This is a genomic window from Priestia sp. JSM ZJ58, from assembly GCF_044383985.1.
In the GTDB taxonomy this organism is placed as follows: Bacteria; Bacillota; Bacilli; order Bacillales; family Bacillaceae_H; genus Priestia; species Priestia zanthoxyli.
Map to the genome: position 1 here is coordinate 2,869,137 of NZ_JBISEM010000001.1, position 23,514 is coordinate 2,892,650.

A 23,514-nucleotide genomic window follows, 5' to 3' on the forward strand; every position below is an offset into this window, starting at 1 on the left:
TTTTGACTAAGACCTAGCATGAATATCTTGGACAATCTCCGCGTGTTTCTTATCCGTTAGCTTATACATAAAACCAATAATCACTGCAGCAATGGATAAAGCAATAGCAGGATATAGTAACAGCAAACTTTTAATTCCCACTAATGTACCTGCCTTTTGTGCCACGTTTGGGATATACCCAACTAACCCTAAACCAATACCTGATAAGAAGCCGGATAGCGACTGAGCAAGCTTTCGAGAAAAGTTGAACAATGAATACGTTGTGCCTTCTTTTCTTTCGCCTGTTTTCCATTCACCATAATCAATAATATCTGATACAAATGCCCATGTAATCCCGTTAGGAATGCTGATACCTATAAAGGCAATACTTGCTAAAATCGTAAAAATTATGACGTTAGAAGGCATAAAGAAATTTACTGTGTCCGCTGCAATACTGATTCCTAAGCCAATCATTGCAGCTTGCTTTTTTCCAAATCGGCTAACAAGCTTTGGCAGCATAATGACTCCTAGAAAGGATGAACCAATAATAATAAAGTTCATGTAAGCCATCAATTTAACATTTCCTAAATTATACTGTGCAAAGTAAATAAGCATAGCTGATTTAATATTGTAAGCTGAAATGGTAAATACCGTCATAAACACTAAAATTAAAAGAGGTTTGTTACTTACAAACGTTTTAAAAATAGACTTAACTGATAGTTTTTCTTTTGGACTCTCTTTTACGACAATGCGTTCTTTGCAATTGCGATAGCATACATAAAAAGCGATGATGCCAATGACCGACATAATTCCCATGACAACGGGATAACCGATTTTTTCATTTGGAAATAACAGAATGAGCGGTACAACAGCAATGCTGGTTACAAACAGTGCACCTAATGATCCTGTTTGACGAAAAGCAGCAAGAGACGTGCGATCAGAAGTATTTTGAGTCATGGATGCGCCTAGCGATCCGTATGGAATATTGACAAATGAATAGCCAATTCCCCAAATCATATAAGAAGCGTACGCATAAATTAATTTACCCGCCGGTGAAAGATTTGGCGAAATAAACGTGAGTACGGTTAAAATGGCTAACACCATACTTCCGAATAGTAAATACGGCCGGAATTTTCCTTTAGCTCCGATGTTTTTTCGGTAATCAATGGACGAACCAACAATGGGATCACAAACTGCTGCAAATAACTTACTTACTAGAAAAATCCCTCCCGCAGCCGCGGCAGGGATGCCTGCCACATCTGTAAAGAACTTCAACAAATAAAGCTGCCCTAAATCAAACATGAAACCGTTACCAAAATCACCCATACCATAAGATATTTTTTCTTTTACACTAAGATTTTTCTTTTCTACTTTTATTTCAACCTTTCTTTCTGTTGCCACAACACTCATGGTAATCCCCCTTCTCCCCTTGCAATTCTTTAAACTATTTTGCCCCTTTATTTTTGCAGCGTATAGGCTGGGAAGCTAAAGTAGTCTTTAGCATTTTCATAACATATTCCTTTTACAATTTGCTCAAGCAGCTGTTGGTCATTAGGTACTTCCCCTTCTTCTACCCACGTACCAATTAAGCTGCATACTAGTCTTCTGAAATATTCATGCCTTGTATACGAAAGAAAACTTCGGGAATCTGTTAACATACCGATAAACCGACTAAACAACCCAATATTTGATAACGCTTTCATTTGTTCTAACATACCTTCTCGTTGATCATTAAACCACCAAGCCGTGCCAAGCTGCAGCTTGCCAGGAATACCGTCTCCTTGAAAGCTGCCAATTATACTTGCTAATACATAATTATCTTTTGGATTTAACGAATATAAAATCGTCTTTGGCAAACTATTTTGTACGTCCATTTGATCAAGAAGCTGTACGAGAGGCTCTGCCACTTGTCCGTCATACATCGAGTCATACCCTGTATCTGGACCTAACTGACGAAACATTTTGGTGTTATTGTTTCTAAGAGCATGAAGGTGAAATTGCATTGCCCAACCTAGCTCATTATACAGCTTCCCTAAAAAGATTAACGTATATGACTTGTATTTACTTTCTTCTTCAGTACTTACGCCTTCACCTTTTAAGGCTTTTAAGAAAATCTCCGAAACTTCTTCTTTCGAAGTCTTCGTATATACCATTTTATTTAGTGCGTGATCAGATAAACGCCCTCCCATGGAATGAAAAAAACGAGCTCGACTTTCAAGAGCTTTTAACAAATCCTCATAGGTGTGAATGCAGCGGTTTGAACAATCTTGCAACTTTGCAATCCAGCTCTTAAACCCTTCTTGGTTGATTTCAAGCCCTTTATCCGGACGAAAACTTGGAAGTACTTGGGTCTCAAAACCTTGGACATCTCTTAGTTTCATATGATACTCTAATGAATCTGTTGGGTCATCCGTTGTACAGATAACTTTTACGTTAGAACGTGTAATAAGATCTCTTGCACCAAACTTACCGCTGCGTAATTTCTCGTTTGCTTTTTCCCAAATAAACGGTGCCGTCTGTTCATTTAATATCTCATCAATATTAAAAAAACGCTTTAACTCTAGATGCGTCCAATGATATAGTGGATTCCCAATCGTCATCGGAACTGTTTTAGCCCACGCGAGAAATTTTTCATAGTCACTCGCTGATCCTGTTATCTTTTCTTCTTCAATTCCGTTCGCTCTCATCAGTCTCCATTTATAGTGATCTCCATCTAGCCAAACGTTAGTTAACGTTTTAAACTGTTTATTCTCATAAACTTCCTGCGGGTTTAAGTGGCAATGATAATCAATAATCGGCATATCTTTTGCGTAAGTATTATACAAGTGTGCTGCTGTTTCATTTGTTAATAAAAAATGGTCATCCATAAACTGTTTCATTTCTACCTACTCCTTTACTTTTTTGTTAACGTTAACAAAATTTTATATGAGGATAAATAATCTTATTTATAGATAAATATTTTAATAAGATATAATCTTCAACAACAAAAATGTTAACGTTAACATTTTATTTAATTCTATTACTTATTTCTAAATTTTACAACAATTTATCTTTATATTTTTTCGATTTTTTTCTTTTCTTGTTTTCATATACTGATTCTTTAATTTTAAAAACACGATTTCTGACATGATTCCATAAGAATTAAAGCAAATTTTTTTACATAGAGCTTATAAGGTTACTAAGACGAATAGCTATCTTTAATGCTATAATTAGCGTCGGATGCGAAAGGAAAAAATATCACTACAAGCATTTAAATCATACATAGCCGCTCCACCTTGTTTTCGTATCATTTAAAATAAAGGAATTTTAAAGAGAAAAGTGAATAGTATAAACATGCACTTTATTTACTATCTCTTTTTAATTTTCATATATTCATTGCTTTTAAAGGAGAGGATATCATGCCAGGAGCCACAAGCATGGTCGTAATCGGGATTACTGCCTTAATTGTATTTGGACCAAGTAAATTGCCGGACATAGGACGAGCATTTGGACATTCCCTGCGAGAATTTAAAAATGCAGCAGAAGGAATTATACAAGATGACGACAAAAAAACTCCAGAGGATACCACTAAAGATAAAGAGGAAAAAGCCTAATTTTTATTTAAATGAAAGTTATACAGACTAAAAAAGCCCACTTTTAACGTGCAGTGGGTTTCTTTTTTGATGTATGATAGTAAAAAATAGTAAAGAAAGAGGGTAACTTTTTGTTTAAATCGAAACTGCATTTTTGGACATTAGAACTATTAATGATTGCTTTACTGATTTACATTTGTAAACATATTTCGTTTGTTTTTCTACCAATCGGTGTGTTTATCTCCACTTTGTTTTTTCCTATTCTTGTAGCTGGTTTTCTTTTCTTTTTATTCGAACCAATTGTGTCATTTCTCACAAGAAAAAAAGTGCCAAAAACACTGGCCATTTTACTATTATACGTTGTTTTTATCGGCGTAATTGCTTCTATTGTGGGCGGTGTGGGACCTACCTTATCTAAACAATTAACTGATTTGGCTAAGAATATTCCGTCTTACATTGTAGAAACGAGAGAGTACATAAATGATTTATCTAACTCAAGATGGTTTAACTGGCTGGTTGAACAAAAATATGTGTCGCTCGATCATATTGAAGAGTCACTTTTAAACTACGCGTCTACTTTACCTACGAATCTCACAAACAGTATTTCATCTGTTTTAAGCGTCGTAACAAATATTACTCTTACGGTTGTAACCGTTCCTTTCATTCTTTTTTATATGCTCAAAGACAGCCATAAACTTCGTAAAAATACGCTGCGTATGGTTCCTGCTTCTTATCGAAAAGAAACGTTACGTACAATGAAAGAAACAACAAATACGCTAGCTACTTATATTCAAGGCCAAATGCTCGTTTGTTTGTTTGTCGGTATTAGTACATTCATTGGTTACCTCATCATCGGGTTGCCTTATGCATTAATACTCGCACTAATAGGAGCCCTTACTAATATTATCCCGTACGTCGGCCCTTTTATTGGCGTAGCACCCGCTTTAATCGTAGGCTTATTATACTCTCCTACAAAAGCGATATTAGTAATTATCGTCGTCGTAATCGTTCAACAGCTCGATGGGAACATTATTTCTCCGCTGGTAATTGGAAAGAAATTAAACACTCATCCTTTAACGATTATTATTTTATTGCTTGTTGCGGGTAATATTGCAGGAATACTCGGAATGATCTTAGCGATTCCGGCTTATGCTGTAACAAAAACAATTGTGATAAATATTGTAAGAATGATTCAATTCAGAAACAAATCTATCAAGTTATAAAATGCAAAGGCAATACAATAAAAGGACCTTCTCTTGAAGGTCCTTTTATTATTCCATAGGTTCAGCATTCACACACCATAAGATGATTTCCATCTGGATCTTTAAATATAAACCAGTGATCGTGTTCAATTCCTGTCGTTAGCTCTACTTTTTTCTGTTTCATATACTCATAAGCTTCTTTGATATCGTTTGTATTCAAATGAAAAGCCGGTGTTTTAAAAAGCGTATTTTTTGAATAAGTTTTGCTATCTAATACAATTCCTGTTCCATTCATAGGTATCACATATAAATGATCATATAAAATGTCTCCATCTGCCGGCAAACCTAGCACGTCACAATACCAGTCTCGTGCTTTTTGTATATCTTCTACAGGAATAAAAATCGTGCCTACTTCATTTAATATAGGGTTCATTCATGACCTCCAGGGTATGTTTAGTAGTTTTAGAAAGTATTCTCTTTTAACCGCTGATATCCTTTTATTTTAAATTGCTTGCTATTCATCCAGTAAACTCCGCAGCAGAATTAGCAGTCTTGCGAACAGAGTTACCCTCCTTACATAAGCTACGCAGCAAATGTATATACTTCATGACCAAATTTAGATTACGAAAAAAGAAAATAAGAAAATCCCCCCCTTCGCCCCCTTTGCACGTGTATAATGAAAAATAGACTATAGATAGTAGCCGTCTTTTGTTTGTGGCATCGAACTTTCGTGCATTACAATAGATTTAAAGCTACTATCCAACTAAGGATTAAAATGACTAACTTAAGATTAAGGAGGTTAGATGTGTATGGATTATTCATCTTTACTCATACGCGAAGTCATTGATAGAGTATCTAAATTACGCCTCTTATCCGTTTATAACGAAAGTATAAAAGGTGATTTAGAGAGCACCATCCTCCCTCTTTATCAGCAGCACTTTGAAAATAAAGATGTAAACGAAGCGTTGAGGATTTTAAAAAAAGACTTTCTCAATCGTACGAAACGCAGGTGGTTAGATGCTGCTATACGCGACTATGAGCAAAAAAAGCCCAAGAAGAATAAAGAGCTGATTGGGGAATACAGAGCGCTAACAGCTTATTATAAAACAAACGGAAAAGAACTCTTTTGCAAACAGTTTGAAAACATACCGTCTCCGGAAGAAGTCATTAATAAACGAATTGATATCCTACGTGAATGGAGTCAAGAAGATAGCTTCTTCTTAACTGATTATCCTTATATTCATCAAAAAACCAAAACGCAGCGAGAAAAAGCAATTCATACGGATATATCTATTATTATTGGGCTGACTATACTGGACCCTAGCTTCCAAAACGGAAACCATAGTATTATTGAAAGCCCTTTTTCAACTGTAGAGAACCCTTTTTTCTCTAACTCAAGAGCAAAGCTTCTCGTCGAGCAACCCCTATTAGAGAAAGAAGGAAAAGAATATTTCTTAAGTACTTATAACTCTGAAGACGGGACAGATTACGAATTGTTAATAGAAAAAGAATACGCTGAAGAAAATGGAAATAAAATTAGTGATTTAGATCGGTTTGATTATAAAGTGTTTTTAGAGATCATGAGCCAACGCGACGAGTTGTTCGCTACACAAAAAATCATTAATGTAAAGATTGGTGACCTTGTGAAAGCACTTTATAAAACAGACAGTAAGCGCAACTATCAGATGATAGAAGAAAGAATTACAAAAATGAAGCACTACAGCATGTCAAAAGTACAGCATAATAAGACAATTGCCTATGGTATTTTTGACTTTGTGGATATTACTACGATGCCAAACGGAACGCGAATTGCTGAAATTCACGTCAATGAAGTGATATATAGAGACTATATTCAACGCCAAACGGTGCGTATTTACAAAAATAAAGTAGAAAAATTAAGTTTAGACGCCGCTTACCATTTGCTATTCGTTATGCAAAAAGAGCGTCTCATTTGCTATGAAACAAAATCTTCATACAATGTCACAAGAGATTATTTATATTTTTCGACAAGAGTCCGCTTTCGAAAAAGACGCAAAAAAGAAAACCTTGTCGAAATTGAAACAGCCTTAGATGAGCTAGTCGAACAAAAACTAGCTGTCCAATCTTATAAAAGAGTGGGCCAAGTGTTTCAGATCACCTTTATTCCTGTGGGAGAAAGTGAAGTAAAAGACTTATTAGCCGGTGATTACGAATATGCTCCCCTTTCTATCTATCAAAACGTAACAAGTTCTATAGGCTAAAAAAAGAATGCTCTTATGATCTTTATAAGAGCATTCTTTTTATCTGCCTACCATTAGTTACTGCATTTTTTGCTCCACATTTCCGTGCAAAAGTGTTTTTTTGCTCCAATTCTCCATATAAACATACTATTTCCCCTGCTGATATAGTTATTAAACTTCACCTTCCCTATCATTTTGTGAACTTTTTGTGTCTAAAAGAAGTGTTATAACTAATTTTTGCTCCAGGTTCCCGTGTAAAAGTGTCGTTTTTCTTTCTATACTGCATTTACTATAAGTTTGGCTCCAATCTTCCGTGCAAATATGCCACTTTTACATAATTTTTCTTGAGACAGCGACTTTCCCCCTTCGTTTTCTGCATTTTTTGCTCCAAATCTCCGTGCAAAAGTGTTTTTTGCTCTAGATTTCCGTGCAAACATGCCACTTTTTTAAAAAAGCGCGATTTTTTCTGCAAATGTTCATTTATTCTTTGTAAAAATGTGAACTTTCTGTGTCTAAAAAAGGGCATTTTTTTGTTTTATGTCCCTATTTTCCGTGCAAATGTGTCACTTTGTTGCCCAAATCTTTATTTTTATCATTTTTGCTCCTATTCTCCGTGCAAATATGTCATTTTTACATCAAATTTTTTTTTGAATTTGTCACATTACGTGTATTTCATCCGTCATAATACGACATTTGTCTTAAGAATGCTGTTTTATCAACGTTTATGAAATGTAACGCTATTTTTGCTCCACATCTCCGTGCAAATATGTCACCTTGTAAATAGATGTCTCGTCCCTTGGTATCACTAGTCTTTTAAAAAAATGCACCATTTTTCCGTGCAAATATGTCATTTTACAGCCTATATGACTGTGTCTATACTGTAAAAGATGACGTATATAGTTTTGGAAAGGAGGTAACTACATGAGTATACAAAAGCTGGCACTAAAACGGCACACTCTGATAGCAAACAAGCTGCTGATTGTCATGAGTGGTTTAAATAGAGAGACGAAACGAGACAACAGCTATTACTATGAAAAACATTCATTTGGTCTAGCAAAAAACTTTGTAGACATAAAGTGGACGGGTTCTCTGATGAAGCAAATTTTAGCTTACGTAGCCAAATGTAACAGCCAAGGTCATATTTCAATTATTTCTGAGCAAGAACTGGCTAATACAATCCAATGTTCCGTTCGGACCGTTCAAAATAATAATAAGCTTTTAGAAGACTATGACATCATTCGCTGGGATCGTTTATGGGGAGACTATATTCAAGTTTCTTTAAACAACTATTTAGAGGATTTTTTAGATTTACATATAAAAGAAGCTGCTGATGCTCAAAACATATCATATACTCCGGAAATGCTTGATAAAGATCACAATACATATACTTCAAAAGGTGGTTACACTTCTGTTTCAATGGAAGTGATTTATCAATTGCTGGCTATCAAAAATATTAACATGCTGCGCCTGGCTTTACGTGCTTTGTATGTATACGAATCTGATGTAAACGTAAAGAAAGATTCAGAAGCCCTTTTATCTTACACCGAGGTAAAACATATTCTTCCGAAATACATTGGCTATAAAGCTGCTATTAAAGAAATGGCTAGTAAATTAAGTGAAATTTTCCGTATCGATGTACTAGAAAAAGATGATTGTGTCAAAACATTATTAGAAGAAAAGCAGCCAAGAAAATCGATTATTGAAAAAATCAAGGATGGTTTTATTTTAAGTTTCAATTTAACTGGTGCTCATGATAGTAAAAAACAAAAAGAAATCGAAAAAATCCGTGGAGAGCATGCATTTGCTCAGTTTAAGAATTTCTTTAAATCTTTTGGCCATTATTCTATTAAAAAAGAAGATATTCATTCCATTGTGCATGAGTTCGGTTTAGATATAATCGAAAAATCATTAACGTCCGTTCAGCGTTACCTACAACAAACTTACATAGAAGAAAGTATGGATGCATTTCGCCCTCTTGTGCATGAAATGGAGTCAAACTTCTTTACGTATATCCGCAAAATTGCCAACGGGTATTATCAGGCAAAAATTAACGCTCTATAATACTCTTTTTTGTTATGCCTTTTTTTCCTCATCTCTACTCTATTTCCCTCCTACTCTTCTTTTCTCTTTAACTTACTAAAACATATTTGTCTCTCAGCTATAATAAATCTCTTTAAATGATAATGATTTTCGTTTTCATGAAAAAAATCAACTAAATGAACAAAAAATACAATAAATAAACGTTATTTTCCGATCGACTGCGTAGAAAATATAGCTGTTATAAAAAAATCCTATATTTTTTCGTGAAAATTCTTGTAGTAATCTGCAGTTTTTTTGATTGCTTCATTCCCTATAACCTCAGTCAGCAGAAGGCTTTTGTCCATATAAGTTTTAGCAATGTTTATAATTTCTTTAATTTCTTTTTAATCTCTTATAAATGTATAGTAATTTCTATAAAATAATGAGCAGCAAATAAATAACATTTTTTATACATAGAGACATTAAGCTCATATACAAATTGTAATCATAAATTGCTTTAGTTTAATGAGCAGCAAATATAAAAACAGGATTTACAGCTTTTTTCTCTTCAAATAAAAAACACACAAAATTTGGAGATTTGTTTTGTGTGTTTTTTACTCATTCAAGCTATATAGGTTAAGAGCTTTTACATATTTTAAGGCAAGTCATTTAATTAGTTGGAGTTTAAATGATTTCTATCTACGGCTGCCGGTGGTGTTTCCATCCAGCCGTTTTCCATCATAATATCCGCTGCATCTTTTACAAACCTCGAGATATTTGTCATTGATTTTCCATATTCGATTTGTTTTTAGGTCGGTCTTTTCTATTTTATCTATTCTTACACTTTTGATTTAACATTATTAGGTGAGAAATGCAGGTTTTCAGTATTTCAATCTATAGTCGGACCTATTCGCTGTTTGTTTCCGTGCTTAACCTGTACGTTGACCTTCACGTTTATTGAGTCTTTTGTTAGAGGAATGGCCCCGTTGCTTTGAACAGCTTTCCATTTACGCAGTTCTTTTTTGTAAAGAACATGAGAAAGCCTGTAAACATCGCTGTTTATACTTAAGCCTTGCGCGTATGTTTCAATAATTTGTTTCTTAATTTTCTGTTCAGCTTCTTTTTTTATAGTTGATAGTTTTTCGTGCTGCGGCATAACTAAAATCGTTGCTTTTGCCCGAACTTTTATATTAAAGGTTAGATTACTACCTTTTAGAACAGGTTCGATCTTTACTTTTTTCTTGTCTACCACAAGATCAATATCGGAATGATCAGGTAGCCTTACCCGTAAACCAGCTCGTACAAATTCATCAGTTATCCATCTAAGCCCTTTGATTTTACTTTCAGAAAAAACTCCTTTTAATTCAGATGATGTAATAGCCACTGCTCCGTTTACTTGAATAGCTGTTTCACTTTTTTGATCCGTTGTTAAATGTTCTTTAGTCTGAACTAAAGGGATGTTTACTTCGTGACTTGGTTCATTAAGATGGATAATGAGCTCTCTTAAATCAACTGGTGGAATAAAGGAGTTTTGCTTGAAAATCACTTTAGGATCGCTCAAGCGAGAAAGAGCATTCGATACTTCGAACATCGGCGTAGCTAACAGCGTTTTTTTCAAAGGGCTTTTCGTAGCATACATCCAAATGTTATATCTCGTTTCCCGATAACGATCTAAAAAGTCCACCGCAGATTTGACAGCACCATGCTTTAACGCATCGTCCGTTAGAACAAGGAAAGCTAAGTGCCCAAAAAAGATTCTACGCTGAGAAATTTGATAATATCTAAAAATAGCTTCATCAATGGTTTTTCCTGTTGCGTAGCCAACTTCTACTTTGACTTGACCCGCGCCAGCACCGCTTGCCTCAGATTTTGCCAATAAACTTAAATTGATTGTCTGCAGGTAAAGAACGTAACGATTATCTTTAAAATCTACCCCCATTCCCTGTGCGTATACCATTTGTTCCGGTTCATTCGTATCCCAGCACCCCGAAAGAAACAATAAAAAAGAGCTCATAGCAAATATAAGTAAGTTCCTTATGGTCCTTTTCACTAACTTCCTCCTTCTTCGCGGGTGGAATCGCTGGGGTTAAGCATACTAGCTCTCGTTGCTTTTTTACTTTCGGGCAGGCGGAAGAGAGATTTTAAAATATTTTTCGCATCTAATCGGGTTGCTAATTCGAAATATGGCACACCAAACGTTCGAATGTTTGTAATATAGATCATGACTAAAAAGATGGAAATAAAAAAGCCAAAAAAACCTAAAATGCTAACACAGATAATACTAAAAAAGCGGATCAGTGAAATTGTTCCTATAAGGGACTGATTTGCTAGCGTAAAGGTAGCAATCGTAGAGCCTGCAATGACAACCAGCATGGCAGGACTTGTTAAACCGGCTCTAATCGCTGCATCACCGATAATAAGCCCTCCGATTACACTGAGTGTCTGCCCGACAGAAGTCGGGAGTCTAAACCCTGCCTCTCGAAACAATTCAAATAAAAGGAGCATTAATATTGCTTCAAGAGAGGTAGGAAACGGGACACCTCTTCTTGCTTCAACAATCGTAGCTAATAAGCTGAGAGGAAGCTGATTTTGATGAAAAGCCGTCATTGCAACCCAAAAACCGGGCAAAAAAGCAGCGATAGAAAGCCCGAAGATTCGAAGAATACGCTCAAAAGAGCTGTATAAATATGTATTTTCTTTATCCTCAGATCCTTTTAATAAGTAAAAAAGGTTAATAGGTGTAACATACGCATATGAAGTGCCATCAATTAATATAATGAACCGGCCATTTAACAGAGATTGAACCGCAAAATCAGGTCTCCCTGTATAAGCGTGGCGAGGAAAAAAGCTATACGGATTTTTATTAATGAGCTCTTCTAGCTGTGTTCCGCTGAAAATACCGTCGATATCGATATTCCCTAACTTCTCCATAATTTCGTCAAGTATCTTCTTATCAGCTACGTCTTCCATGTATAAAATGCTTACTTTTGTTTTTGTTCGTTTTCCAATTTCTGAAGATTTTGTTAACAAGGAAACCGATTTAAGACGCTTACGAATTAAAGCAATATTCACAGGTAAGTCTTCAATAAAATTATCTCTAGGACCCAATATGGTTACTTCATTTTTCGTTTCTTCTGGACTTCTTTGAGGACGGTCAGAAATATCGATAGACACAACAGCGTTCGGTAATCCAAAATCAATGAATAATTTCCCAGAAAAAATTTCCGAAACTACCTGTTCTTCATTTTGAACGATAGAAACTGAGGGAAGGTTTAATAATTTTATGATCTGGTCTCCTTCTACTTCCCCCTCTAACTTAGCGCAGCATTCCTCTAATCTTTTAGGGATCATTCCATATAGCATTTCCGTACTCACTAAACCGGTACAATAAATCATAAGCACTCGTTTGTTATAGAAATAAACGGTCTCGAAGTTAATATCGCCGCATTTTCCAAATAAATCTCTTAACGTACGCTCATTGATGATCTGAGAACAAGAAGAACTTTCTTTTAAAAGACTTTCGCTCTCTTGTTTTTTAGAGCTGTAGTCTTTTTGCTTCTTAAAAAATTCCACTTTTACCCCTCCTTGTTTTATGAGAAATTAGAAAGACTATGACTACTAAGAAAAGAGAAAAAGCAACAAACAGCCAGAAAGTAGCCGGTATGATTGTAAAAAATAAAAGATTTGAAAAAGTAAAGTCTGTTATAGGAGCCAGCGTGCATACAGTGATAACCACTAAAATGAGTAAAAGAAACCTTTTGTGGCCTTTTTGAAATGGAACTAATTCTTTCATAATAAAAAGAAAGGTCGAAATGCGGATGAAGGTACCCGACAGCCACTGATAAATAGATAAAAAGTCGATATGCTCTATAAACTTTCCAAGCGATGCAATTCCCCATTCTTCATAGGGAGGGAAACGTTGCTTAGAGGCTTCTACAGGACCAAATTCAGTAATTGCCCCAATGAGAGGCCCAATTGTAAGGCCTGTTAAGAGAATTCCTGCCACCGCTAAATGCTTATAGCGTATAGGCTGCGGTACTTTGTGCTGCAAGAAAAGCAGCAGCAGCAGCTCTACCATCCCTGATCCTTGAAATACAATACTTTTGATAACCGGAAAATAGCCATTTTCTAAAACAGGCTGCAATAAAGAATAATCTTTAAATTGAAAGTTTGTAAAAGAAACAAAAAAACCTAATAGTACAATAAAAAATAAAAGAAACACGTTTACAATACTAATCGTTCTCATGCTCGTAGCGGCAAGTAAGCAACAGGGAAAACCAAATAATAAAACGAGTATAATTAAAGGTGTTCGCTGAAGAAAAATAATATTGATCCACGTAATCGTCTCTCGTAAGGTGGCAATTTCCATAATGGCCAAATAAGCGATTATAAGAAAAATAACAACGTTGGTAAATGACTTATTCATATGTTTTTTCATCCATTGAAAAAGATGTTCGCCGTTTGTTTTTTTATTTACATATACGAGTAAAGGAACCCATATGAGTGTTAAAAGACAAGTAAGAAGAACAGTGATCCAAGCATCGCGCCCTGCCGTTTTAATTAATGGAGATATAAGCATCACATGAGTTTTTAAGCCAATAAACGTCATCGAAAGAAGGATCAGCTGAAAAACAGAAATTGAGTCTGACTTATTCATGGTATCTACTCCTTCTCTCCGGTAAATTTACTACTGGTAGCTTATCCTAAATTTCTCATAATATAATGGAGAATCATTATTCACAAAATAAAAAAGAGCTGTTTTATACGTGAAGTTTCTCACGGATAAAACAGCTCGGTCTGTTATTCACTTATTTTCACGAAGCCCTATTCTCTGCCCATTATTCAGCGCGTTCAATTACTAGTTAGCTGGACTTCTTTCTTATCTTCATTTTCTTCTATTCCCGCTTCTTCTATATTCACAAAAGGTTGATCAGCAACGGTCACTAGGTCGCCGCCGCAAACGTGACGAACAACGGTTACGAGCTCTGGAAAATCGGGAAATTTTCCGTATAACGTTTTTAAAGGAAGTGCGCCTTTGCACACCTTACTGTTATGTGGTTCATACCCTTTGAGCGTGTCAAGCAATAATTGTTCTCCATTTTCAGTCAGTTTGATATAGGTGTTTCTTTTATCATTTTCTCTTTTGGATAGATACAGATACCCTTGATTTTCTAATTTTTTCGAAAAATTAAATGCTGTAGAGATATGCATAGCTCCTAAGTTAGCTAACTCTGACATCGAGATTTCTCCCGTGCTGCTAGCCAAACATAAAATATGATGCTCATTTACATTCAGACCATAAGGCTTCACCCATTGCTCCCAATCATCTTCTGCAGCTCGCCAGATGGCTTTACTTACCTGCATTAATTTAAATCCAAACAATGATGCATCTTTTATTGTGTATTCATTTTCTTGTTTCGACATACTATCATTCCTTATTTGTAGGCTATTGTAAGTTAGTTTATTTTTAAAGCGTGTAAAAACATTTTTATTTCATCTAATTTATCAGTATACCTACAAAATCAGACGAAAAAATACACGTGCAGTTTAATTTCTCAGCTTTATTCCACAATATCTCTGCAATTTTGAAGAAACTTCTACCAACTAAAAAGAGTTGCTTACCTTATTTTTATTTAAAAAAGTAATACATGTCTTTTTAATTACTAATAGGTGATGCAGATTCTAAGTGAGCAAATGCTTGTTCTAAGTCTGCAATTAAATCTTCCGTATCTTCAATTCCTACAGATATGCGAACCAGTCCTTCGGATATTCCAAGAGCTTTACGTTCTTCAAGCGTACATTCTACGTGACTAGTCGTTCTTGCCGGACCGTAAATCGTTTCAACTGCTCCTAAATTACCGGCTTTATTTGCATACGTTAACTTTGGCAGCAAAATTTTAATAGCTTCCATTTCTCCTTTTAACACAAAGCTTAATATTCCGCCAAAGCCTTTCATTTGTTTTTTGGCAATATGATGATGAGGGTGTGTTTCCAATCCAGGATAATAGACGGCTTCAACAGCTTCTTTCTTTTGAAGAAATTTAGCAATTTCCAAAGCGCTTCGTTCTTGTTGACGTATACGTAATTTTAACGTCTTCATTCCTCTTAAAATAAGATACGCTGACATAGGGTCCATGGTCGCGCCATTGATCTCACGGTAGTGATACACATGCTGTATTAATTCTTTAGAGCCGCATACTACTCCTCCTAAGGCATCCGCATGTCCGCTTAAAAATTTTGTGGCGCTGTGAATGACAAGATCTACTCCTAATTGAAGAGGGTTTTGGTTAATTGGTGTCGCAAACGTATTATCAATAATGACCACTGCCCCTACCGATTTCCCTGCTTTCGCTATTCTTTCAATATCAATAATTTTCATCGTAGGATTTGTAGGTGACTCTAAATACAGCACTTTACATCCTTTATTTACTTCCGCTTCAATTTCTTCATGATTTCCCGTATTACATAAGGTTACATCCACTCCAATGTTAGGAAGAAACTCAGTGAAGATTTTGTTTGTTCCTCCATATGTATCTTTTACCGATACGACTCGGTCTCCGGGTTTTAAAAACGTGTATAATGTGCTGCTAATAGCCGCCATGCCGGAAGAAAATGCGACCGCTTCTTCTGCTTCTTCGAGTATCCTTACTTTTTCTTCAAAAGCTTTAACCGTAGGATTACTCATGCGATTATACGTATAGCCTGGTTTGTTTCCTAACGCAACTTCTTGCCATTCGTCTACATCATCATAATTGTAAGCTACGCTGAAGACGACGGGAACTTGAGTGGCATTGTAAGCAAGCGATTCTTTTTCTCCTGCCCATACCGCTTTTGTTCCGTCTTGTACATTTTTAAACTGTTTGTCTGTCATTCACTCATCACCTCTGGTTTTGTTAATTAGATATTGATTAAATTATATATTGTATACAATATACTGTATATAGTACAGAATAATCTGATAATAAAATATGCGTACATTCTTCATTAAATTTAAAAAAGATCGAGATATAACGAAATCAATTCAATCTAACGACGAACAAATAGGATACATGAGCTGAACGCTCGTGACAGGTCAGTTGGTTCCGTGCAAGACTTCGCTTTCCGCAGTCGGCCGCTGAGCCTTCTCGTCGCATACGCTCCTGTGGAGTCTCACCTGTTCCGCTTTTCCCGCAGGAGTTTTCGTCTTGCCCTCCAATCAACTGCTAGAAGGGTCTAAACAAATCGAACGTACGTTCACCCTAAAAAAAAACGAACCACTAATCGAAAATCTTGATCAATGGTTCATTTTTTACTTCGTCTAAATTTAAAACAGCTAAAAACTCTCAGCTTATAAATTGAATTTTTTTAGTCTGTTATAAAATGTACTTCTTGGTATATCTAACAGCTTAGCAGCAAGCGACACATTTCCCTGCGTTTTACGTAAAGCATCCATCATCAAGTCTTTTTGAACTTTTTCACGAAATGTGAGTGCGGATAGGGACGTAAAATCGTTTTCTTCTATTTCTTGTGAAGTATCAGAGTGAGAGATGTTCCTCTGACCACCAAGATGTAAAGAACTCAAATAACTCAATATTGTCTCTTTTTCTGTGTCCGCGTTTAGTGAAATTTTCAAGCGCTCAAGTACATTAAATAATTCTCGAACGTTTCCGGGCCACTGGTAATCTATCAATTTATCTACTAGTTCCTTGGGGAAATTCATATTCCAATCATTCGTTTGACAAAAGTACCGCATAAGATGCGGAATATCTTCTTTTCTTTCCCGTAAAGGCGGAACATGCACGGGGTACACGTGAAGCCGGTAGTATAAATCTTCTCGAAACTTCCTTTCATTGACAAGTTGGCGAAGATCTCGATGAGTAGCGGTAATAATCCGGATGTCTACCGGAATTTCCTGATTGCTTCCCACAGGCGTGACCTTGCGCTCTTGCAATACTCTTAACAAAGAAACTTGCATAGAATGAGGAAGCTCACCTATTTCATCAAGAAAAATCGTACCATGATTAGCCTGTTCAAACTTCCCTTGATATCCTTGACGCCGTGCTCCTGTAAAGGCTCCTTCCGCATAGCCAAATAATTCACTTTCCATAAGTTCCTTCGGAATGGCACCACAATTAAGAGCAATAAAAGGCCCGTTTTTACGCGAACTGTTTTCATGAATCGTTCTCGCCACTACTTCTTTTCCAGTACCTGTTTCCCCTAAAATATAGACCGTTGTATCCGTAGGAGCCGCCTGCTTTATTTCTTCTAATGTTCGCTGAAAGGATCGGCTTATGCCTGCTTCTCCTTTAAAACAAAATGATTGAGCAGAGATCTGTTTAGTTATTTGGTTATGAGTCGTTTCTTCTGATAAGTAAACAATCTTTCCAATAGAATGACCGTGTCTTTTTGAAATGACAGGCACTTCCATCACTATACGAAATCCCTGTTGTACAATCGTATTCAACTGTTGTCCTGACCATTTAGGTATACATTCCCGAACGGTTTTACTTGCTCCTACAATCACTTCTTTGTAATTGCAAAGCAGCAAGAGCTGCTTGCTATCGACAAAATTCATAGAAGCATGAACCAACTCAATTTCGTCTTTGTGCATTCGAATGCTTAACTCCCGTTCGATTGTATACGCAATGGACGTAACCATTCCAAGCATATAAGGATGCGCTCTGTTTACGGGACAGGAAATATTAATAATCCCAATTAAATTTCCGTCGTCATTTCGAACAGGCGCCGCCGAACAGCTCCATTGATGCGAAGCAATCGAATAATGTTCTGTACCTGTTATCATAATGGGTTCTTCCGTTTGCAGAGCCGTCCCGATTGCATTTGTTCCTACTTCTTTTTCTGTCCAACAGGCACCTTCCACAAAATTAATTTTTCTTGCTTCATTCAGTGTAAGTCTATTTCCTGTAATAGATAAAATATAGCCTTCTGGGTCAATTAATAGAGCAACCATTCCTAAATCTGCCGCTGATTGTCTGATTCTTTCTAAGTGCGGCAACGCCGTTTCAAGAAATAAAGAGTTCATTTGTTTTCGAGAATGAAAATCTTCGTTTCTTAAAATCGATCTGCCTTTATCTAGGTAAGGGTTAACATCTGCGCTTTTACAGCGGTGCCACGATTTTACAATGATGTCGTTTAACCTTGAAGATTCAAGTGCTCCTTCGTTTACAAAACGTTTCCATGTGTTTAAAGAAAGTGTGGATTCCATTTCTTACCTCTCCCCTATAAACTTAATTGAATATAGTAAATCAAGGCTTGTTACTATTATTATAAATCACAAAGAAAACGTTATCATTACCAAAGATAGATTCTTAAACTCACGTTATGTAAAAATTAATAGAAAAACTAGACGAGGATGCAGGAAAACCCCTATCCCTCTTTCATGATTCCTTCATCCTCTAGTTTACCTTTTTGAATCATTCATTTTTACTTTTCATTCTTAAAGAGCTTAATAACTTGAGCACTCGTATAATCATGAGTGAACGGCCTGACCCGCTGAATGCAAAAGAGCTTCATGAATCGCTTCGGATAATGTAGGATGAGCAGCGATAAAGTCTTCCATTACATCCGTGGTCAACTCCCCGTGCAGCATGATGGTTCCTTGTCCAATTAATTCTGTAGCATGTGCACCTACAATGGAAAGCCCAATAATTTCATTAAACTGCGGTTCTACGATTACTTTCACTTTTCCAACAGAATCATTTGCAATCATCGCTTTGCCGTTTGCCGTAAACGAAAATTCTCCGATACGAACATCACCGTATTTTTCTCGGGCCTGTTTTTCTGTCAAACCGACACTTGCAATTTCAGGATGAGTATAGATGCAGCGTGGTACAGCTCGGTAATTCACGCTCTTATCTGTTCCACATGCATGCAAAGCAGCAACTGTGCCTTCATGAAAGGCTACATGAGCAAGCTGAATTCCGCCGACTACATCTCCACAAGCATAGATATTAGGTATATTCGTTTGCATATGCTCATTAACATCAATTCCTTGTTTTGAAAAATGTATGCCAAGCTTTTCTAAACCTAAACCTAGCACTCTAGGCTTTCTCCCAATTGAAATTAATGCATAGTCAGCCTGCAGTTCATGCAGTTCTTCTTTATGTTTAAATAGAGCCGTTTTATCTTCTGGCTGCATTTCTGTTAGCGAAGCGGATGTATAAATCGTTACGCCTTTTTTCTCTAACTTTTCCTGCAACATAAAGGCGATATCGGCGTCTTCACCAGAAAGCAGCTGATCTGCCGCTTCCACAATCGTTACTTTTGTTCCCATTTGACTGTAAATGCTTGCAAATTCACACCCAATTACACCTCCTCCTACTATCAAAAGAGATGAAGGGATAGCAGGCAGCGACATCGCTTGTCCACTGTGAATGATCCACTTTCCATCAAACGGAGCAAATGGCAGGCTAGCAGGTTCTGAACCTGCAGCAATAATAAACTGTTCAGCCTCTATTTCTTCTACTTGATTTTCATTTCGCACGGCTAGGCGATGATTTGTCAAAAAAGAAGCTTCTCCTTTCATGACTTTAATACTGTTCTTTTTCATCAAATAGCCAATTCCCCTGACCAAGTTTTTAACAATGGTTGTTTTATGATGCTGAACGCCATCCCAGTTAATTTTCACTTGTTCTAAAGGAAGAGTGATGCCGAATTGCTCAGCTTGCTTTATTTTCTCATAGGCTTCCGCGCTTGCTAATAATGACTTTGTCGGCATACAGCCCTCATTTAAACATGTTCCACCTAAATCTTTTTGTTCGATTAACGTAACTTGTTTTCCTTGCCGGGCGGCAGTGATTGCCGCCACATATCCTGCAGGACCGCCGCCAATGACAACTAAAGGTTTCATGGAATGCACCACCTTTCTATAAGAGTAGTAAAATAGGTTGCTCTAAGTATTGTTTAATAGTTCCAAGGAAATTAGCTGCAGGTGCTCCGTCCAGTACGCGATGATCAAACGTCAGGCTTAAAGGCAGCACGTTTCTTCTTTGTAAATTCTCTCCTATATACATAGGTACATCTTCAGTAGCTCCCACACCAAGGATTCCTGTTTCAGGCGGGTTCAATACAGGTGTAAAATACTCTACTCCGTAGGCACCGAGATTAGTAATAGTGAATGTGGAACCTTGCATGCTATCAGTACTCAACTGACCTTGCCGAGCATCTGCTGCTCGTGTTTTTATCTCTGCAGCTAATTCAACTAACGGCATTTTTTCAGCATGTTGCACAACAGGAACAACTAGCCCATTCTCTAAAGCCACGGCCATTCCAAGATGAACATGATGATAGAGATGAATTTCGTTATCGATATACGCACTGTTCATTTGCTTGTGTTCTTGAAGTGAAAGAACAACAGCGCGAGCAATAAAATCAGTTAGAGAGATTTTCACCTTATGGCGTTGTTGAATCACTTCTTTAATTTCTCGTTGAAGAGACAGCAAATCCGTCACGTCAGCTTTCATATTAATCGTTAATTGAGCACTGTTTAGTAAGCTATTATGCATTCGGCCTGCAATGACTTTCCTCATCCCCGCTACTGGAAGCGTTTCTTTTTTTGTAGCTTTATCTATTTCAACTGGTAGATGACTTGTTTCTGAAGCTTTTTCTGTCAGCACTTTCTCTACATCCGCTTTTGTGATTCTTCCTTTTGGTCCCGTGCCTTTAATCATTTCAATGTCAAGGTTTTCAGATTCTGCTATTTTCCGTGCAATTGGTGAAATGCGCACAGTTTCTTTGCTCTTCTTTGATGAAGCTACGTTTGCTGGTGGCTCTTCTAAAGAGATAGTGGCGGCTACCTCGTTTTTAGGAGCCTGAAGCTCATTTGCTGAACTGCTTTGCTCAGTAAGCTGCTCGTTTGGATTTCCAACATAACAGATAATCGTTCCAGGAGGCACACCTACATCTTCTTGCACAAGGATATCAAGAATCACACCGTCCTGCGGCGCTTCAATTTCCATTTCTATTTTTTCAGAATTAATACTTGCAATCATATCTCCTTTTGAAACGGAGTCTCCCACTTTTTTATTCCATGTCGAAACGGTTCCTTCTTTCATTGCCATACCTAGTTTTGGCATTACAACCTCTTCAGCCATTTGCTTCCTCCTCCTTTCTCTTTACTTACACGCTTAGAAGCGATTTATCTCCTAGCAACTCCGATACAACTTCAATTACTTTTTGCGGTGTTGGCAGATAAATATCTTCTAATGGAGGTGAAAATGGTACAGGTGTATGTGGTGCTGTAATTCGTTTAATAGGTGCATCAAGCATATCAAATCCTTTATCAGCAACTAGCGCAGCAATATCTGTTGCGATGCTGCATCTTGGGTTAGCTTCGTCAATAACAATTAATCGATTCGTTTTTTCTACAGAAGAAAGAATCGTCTCTTCGTCAAAAGGTGATAGACTTCGCGGATCGACTACTTCTACGTCAATTCCTTTGTGAGATAATTGATCTGCGGCTGTAAGTGCAGTATTTACTTGTTTGCCAATCGCTACAATAGTTAAATCTGTTCCTTCGCGTTTCACGTCTGCTTTTCCTAATGGAATCGTATAATAGCCTTCAGGAACCTCACCTTTCATGTTGTACAGTGTTTTGTCTTCAAAAAAGATAACCGGATCATTGTCTTCAATTGCTGCTAATAATAAACCTTTTGCATCGTAAGGGGTAGAAGGCACCACTACTTTAATGCCAGGAATGCTAGTGAACAAAGCATACAAGCTCTGAGAATGCTGAGCCGCAGCTCTGAATCCAGCTCCATGAGTCGTTCGAATCGTGACGGGCACTTCTGCTTTTCCTCCGAACATGTATCTAAATTTTGCGCCTTGATTCAGCACTTGATCTAAGCAGCAGCCAATAAAGTCATTAAACATTAATTCTGCAACCGGTCTTAACCCCGTAGCTGCCGCTCCCATTGCAGCTCCTATATAAGCTGCTTCTGAAATAGGCGTATCAAGAATTCGTTCACGTCCAAATTCTTGTACAAGTCCCTTTGTCACTCCAAGGACACCGCCCCAAGCCTCATCATCTTGCAGGTGGTCAATTTCCGCTCCGCCAGCTACATCTTCTCCCAGCAGAATCACATTCTCATCTTTTCGCATCGCTAGTTTCATTGCTTCATTGATAGCTTCAGACATACTTAATTTTCTAGTCATTTTCTTTTCCCCCTTTAATTAGTAAGATACATAAACATCTGTTAATAGTTCGGAAGCATCAGGATAATCGCTTGTTTCTGCTAGCTCAACTGCGCGTTTTACTGCTTTTTCTACGTCACTTTCAATATCTCTAAGCTCTTTTTCTGTTACTACTTGTTCTGAAAGCAAATAGTTTTCAAAAAGAGCAATCGCATCTTTTTCCTGAAGATGTTCTTTCTTTTCACTGCCTGATTTATACGTTTGTGCGTCGCCTTCGAAATGCCCGTAATTTCGATACGTTACACATTCAATTAACGTTGGGCCTTCCCCTCTGCGAGCTCGTTGAATCGCTTCAGCAGCTGCTTCATAAACAGCCATCACGTCTTTTCCATCCACTCGTACGCCTGGAATATTGTAAGATGCGGCACGGTCTGCAATCGTGCTGCAGCTTGAAGCATAAGAAAAGGGAGTTGCCTCTCCGTAGCCATTATTCTCAGCAACAAAAACAACAGGCAGTTTCCAAATGGCTGCTAAGTTAATTCCTTCATGAAACGTTCCTTCATTGCCCGCTCCGTCTCCAAAAAAGCAAACGCTTACATCTTTTGTCTTTTTATATTTAGCAGTTAAAGCAGAACCACATGCAAGCGGAAATCCTCCTCCTACAATTCCATTTGCTCCTAAAATTCCTTTATCTAAATCCGCGATATGCATAGATCCGCCTTTTCCTTTGCCTAACCCGGTTACCTTCCCAAATAGTTCAGCCATCATTCCATCTAAATCGCCGCCTTTAGCAATACAATGACCGTGTCCACGATGAGTGCTCGTAATACTGTCACTGTCATTAAGGTGAGCGCACATTCCAACCGCTATCGCTTCTTCACCTGCATACAGATGAACAAAACCAGGCAGTACACCTTTTGCAAAAATTTGATGTACTTCATCTTCAAACTTTCGAATTTCTACCATTTTCTGATACATCCAGCTGGCTTTTTCTTTCGTAAGCTTTTCTGTTTTATTTTGAGCAGTTTTCATTATGGTAAGCCTCCTCATTTGATTATCAAACTTCACTTAATTACTCTTGCAAGTACCGTGCCAACATGAAAACCGCTTTATCTTAGCAATCCATTGTTTTATTTGTTCTCACAAAGTTAGACAAAATTGGACACTGTTCCAACTTTGTCTAACTTTGTCCGATATTAGAGGAATCAATTATGTAAACTGAATTTAAGGTGCATAATAAGCGTGTGGGTTGAAAATCACATGAATAATTAGCAAGAAAGCTTTTATGTAAATATGATATAATGCTGAAGGAATCGTCTTCATTTTGAAGAACACCAAAGCTTTTAAAGGAGGTTGGTTAAAGGAAAGCGGATTTTATAGAAGTTTCACCGT

General features: G+C 37.0%; 19 protein-coding genes. 4 read left to right on the plus strand and 15 right to left on the minus strand.

Features of this window, described 5'->3' with window-relative positions; translation table 11 throughout:
• Positions 1-6 precede the first annotated feature (6 nt).
• Both ACH6EI_RS15125 and uxaC read right to left on the minus strand, forming a co-directional pair.
• A complete protein-coding gene (locus ACH6EI_RS15125; RefSeq protein WP_108674626.1) occupies positions 7-1,389 on the minus strand; it encodes a glycoside-pentoside-hexuronide (GPH):cation symporter in 1,383 nt (460 codons plus the stop codon).
• A gap of 47 nt (positions 1,390-1,436) precedes the next feature.
• The gene (uxaC, locus tag ACH6EI_RS15130; RefSeq protein WP_397377561.1) at positions 1,437-2,858 is read right to left on the minus strand and encodes a glucuronate isomerase; all 1,422 of its coding nucleotides are present in this window, start codon (positions 2,856-2,858) and stop codon (positions 1,437-1,439) included.
• A gap of 519 nt (positions 2,859-3,377) precedes the next feature.
• Between uxaC and ACH6EI_RS15135 the strand changes: the two genes are divergently transcribed.
• Complete coding sequence (locus ACH6EI_RS15135; RefSeq protein WP_047751147.1) at positions 3,378-3,572, plus strand: twin-arginine translocase TatA/TatE family subunit; 195 nt, start codon at positions 3,378-3,380, stop codon at positions 3,570-3,572.
• Positions 3,573-3,682: 110 nt separating this feature from the next.
• On the plus strand, positions 3,683-4,774 hold the full coding sequence (locus tag ACH6EI_RS15140; protein ID WP_025751972.1) for an AI-2E family transporter: 1,092 nt from the start codon (positions 3,683-3,685) through the stop codon (positions 4,772-4,774).
• Positions 4,775-4,835: 61 nt separating this feature from the next.
• Here ACH6EI_RS15140 and ACH6EI_RS15145 read toward each other — a convergent pair whose 3' ends face one another.
• On the minus strand, positions 4,836-5,186 hold the full coding sequence (locus ACH6EI_RS15145) for a VOC family protein (RefSeq protein WP_028413699.1): 351 nt from the start codon (positions 5,184-5,186) through the stop codon (positions 4,836-4,838).
• A gap of 376 nt (positions 5,187-5,562) precedes the next feature.
• Between ACH6EI_RS15145 and ACH6EI_RS15150 the strand changes: the two genes are divergently transcribed.
• Complete coding sequence (locus ACH6EI_RS15150; RefSeq protein WP_028413700.1) at positions 5,563-6,993, plus strand: hypothetical protein; 1,431 nt, start codon at positions 5,563-5,565, stop codon at positions 6,991-6,993.
• A 900-nt stretch (positions 6,994-7,893) separates the two neighbouring features.
• On the plus strand, positions 7,894-9,033 hold the full coding sequence (locus tag ACH6EI_RS15155) for a hypothetical protein (RefSeq protein WP_108674624.1): 1,140 nt from the start codon (positions 7,894-7,896) through the stop codon (positions 9,031-9,033).
• A gap of 631 nt (positions 9,034-9,664) precedes the next feature.
• On the opposite strand, the gene ACH6EI_RS15160 is transcribed toward ACH6EI_RS15155, so the two are convergent.
• From ACH6EI_RS15160 to ACH6EI_RS15215, 12 genes are all read right to left on the minus strand, one after another.
• Positions 9,665-9,793 carry a DUF3231 family protein gene (locus ACH6EI_RS15160; protein ID WP_323874009.1) on the minus strand — a complete coding sequence of 43 codons (129 nt, stop codon included), beginning with the start codon at positions 9,791-9,793 and terminating at the stop codon, positions 9,665-9,667.
• Positions 9,794-9,880: 87 nt separating this feature from the next.
• Complete coding sequence (locus ACH6EI_RS15165; protein WP_226313289.1) at positions 9,881-11,041, minus strand: Ger(x)C family spore germination protein; 1,161 nt, start codon at positions 11,039-11,041, stop codon at positions 9,881-9,883.
• Complete coding sequence (locus tag ACH6EI_RS15170) at positions 11,041-12,564, minus strand: spore germination protein (protein ID WP_108674623.1); 1,524 nt, start codon at positions 12,562-12,564, stop codon at positions 11,041-11,043. The genes ACH6EI_RS15165 and ACH6EI_RS15170 overlap by 1 nt, the downstream gene beginning before the upstream one ends.
• On the minus strand, positions 12,551-13,648 hold the full coding sequence (locus ACH6EI_RS15175; protein WP_108674622.1) for a GerAB/ArcD/ProY family transporter: 1,098 nt from the start codon (positions 13,646-13,648) through the stop codon (positions 12,551-12,553). The genes ACH6EI_RS15170 and ACH6EI_RS15175 overlap by 14 nt, the downstream gene beginning before the upstream one ends.
• 194 nt (positions 13,649-13,842) lie before the next feature.
• The gene (locus ACH6EI_RS15180; RefSeq protein ID WP_028413706.1) at positions 13,843-14,415 is read right to left on the minus strand and encodes an HTH-type transcriptional regulator Hpr; all 573 of its coding nucleotides are present in this window, start codon (positions 14,413-14,415) and stop codon (positions 13,843-13,845) included.
• Positions 14,416-14,647: 232 nt separating this feature from the next.
• Positions 14,648-15,862: a cystathionine gamma-synthase family protein gene (locus ACH6EI_RS15185; RefSeq protein WP_028413707.1), complete on the minus strand. Its 1,215-nt coding sequence runs from the start codon at positions 15,860-15,862 to the stop codon at positions 14,648-14,650.
• A gap of 145 nt (positions 15,863-16,007) precedes the next feature.
• Entirely contained in the window at positions 16,008-16,190 is a 183-nt protein-coding gene (locus ACH6EI_RS15190) for a hypothetical protein (RefSeq protein WP_176544759.1), read from the minus strand.
• A 128-nt stretch (positions 16,191-16,318) separates the two neighbouring features.
• Entirely contained in the window at positions 16,319-18,196 is a 1,878-nt protein-coding gene (locus ACH6EI_RS15195; protein ID WP_108674621.1) for a sigma-54-dependent Fis family transcriptional regulator, read from the minus strand.
• A gap of 264 nt (positions 18,197-18,460) precedes the next feature.
• Positions 18,461-19,840: a dihydrolipoyl dehydrogenase gene (lpdA, locus tag ACH6EI_RS15200; protein ID WP_108674620.1), complete on the minus strand. Its 1,380-nt coding sequence runs from the start codon at positions 19,838-19,840 to the stop codon at positions 18,461-18,463.
• 16 nt (positions 19,841-19,856) lie between these two features.
• A complete protein-coding gene (locus ACH6EI_RS15205; RefSeq protein WP_108674619.1) occupies positions 19,857-21,083 on the minus strand; it encodes a dihydrolipoamide acetyltransferase family protein in 1,227 nt (408 codons plus the stop codon).
• A 25-nt stretch (positions 21,084-21,108) separates the two neighbouring features.
• Positions 21,109-22,143 carry an alpha-ketoacid dehydrogenase subunit beta gene (locus ACH6EI_RS15210; protein WP_028413711.1) on the minus strand — a complete coding sequence of 345 codons (1,035 nt, stop codon included), beginning with the start codon at positions 22,141-22,143 and terminating at the stop codon, positions 21,109-21,111.
• A gap of 18 nt (positions 22,144-22,161) precedes the next feature.
• On the minus strand, positions 22,162-23,154 hold the full coding sequence (locus ACH6EI_RS15215) for a thiamine pyrophosphate-dependent dehydrogenase E1 component subunit alpha (protein WP_033578716.1): 993 nt from the start codon (positions 23,152-23,154) through the stop codon (positions 22,162-22,164).
• Positions 23,155-23,514: the final 360 nt, after the last annotated feature.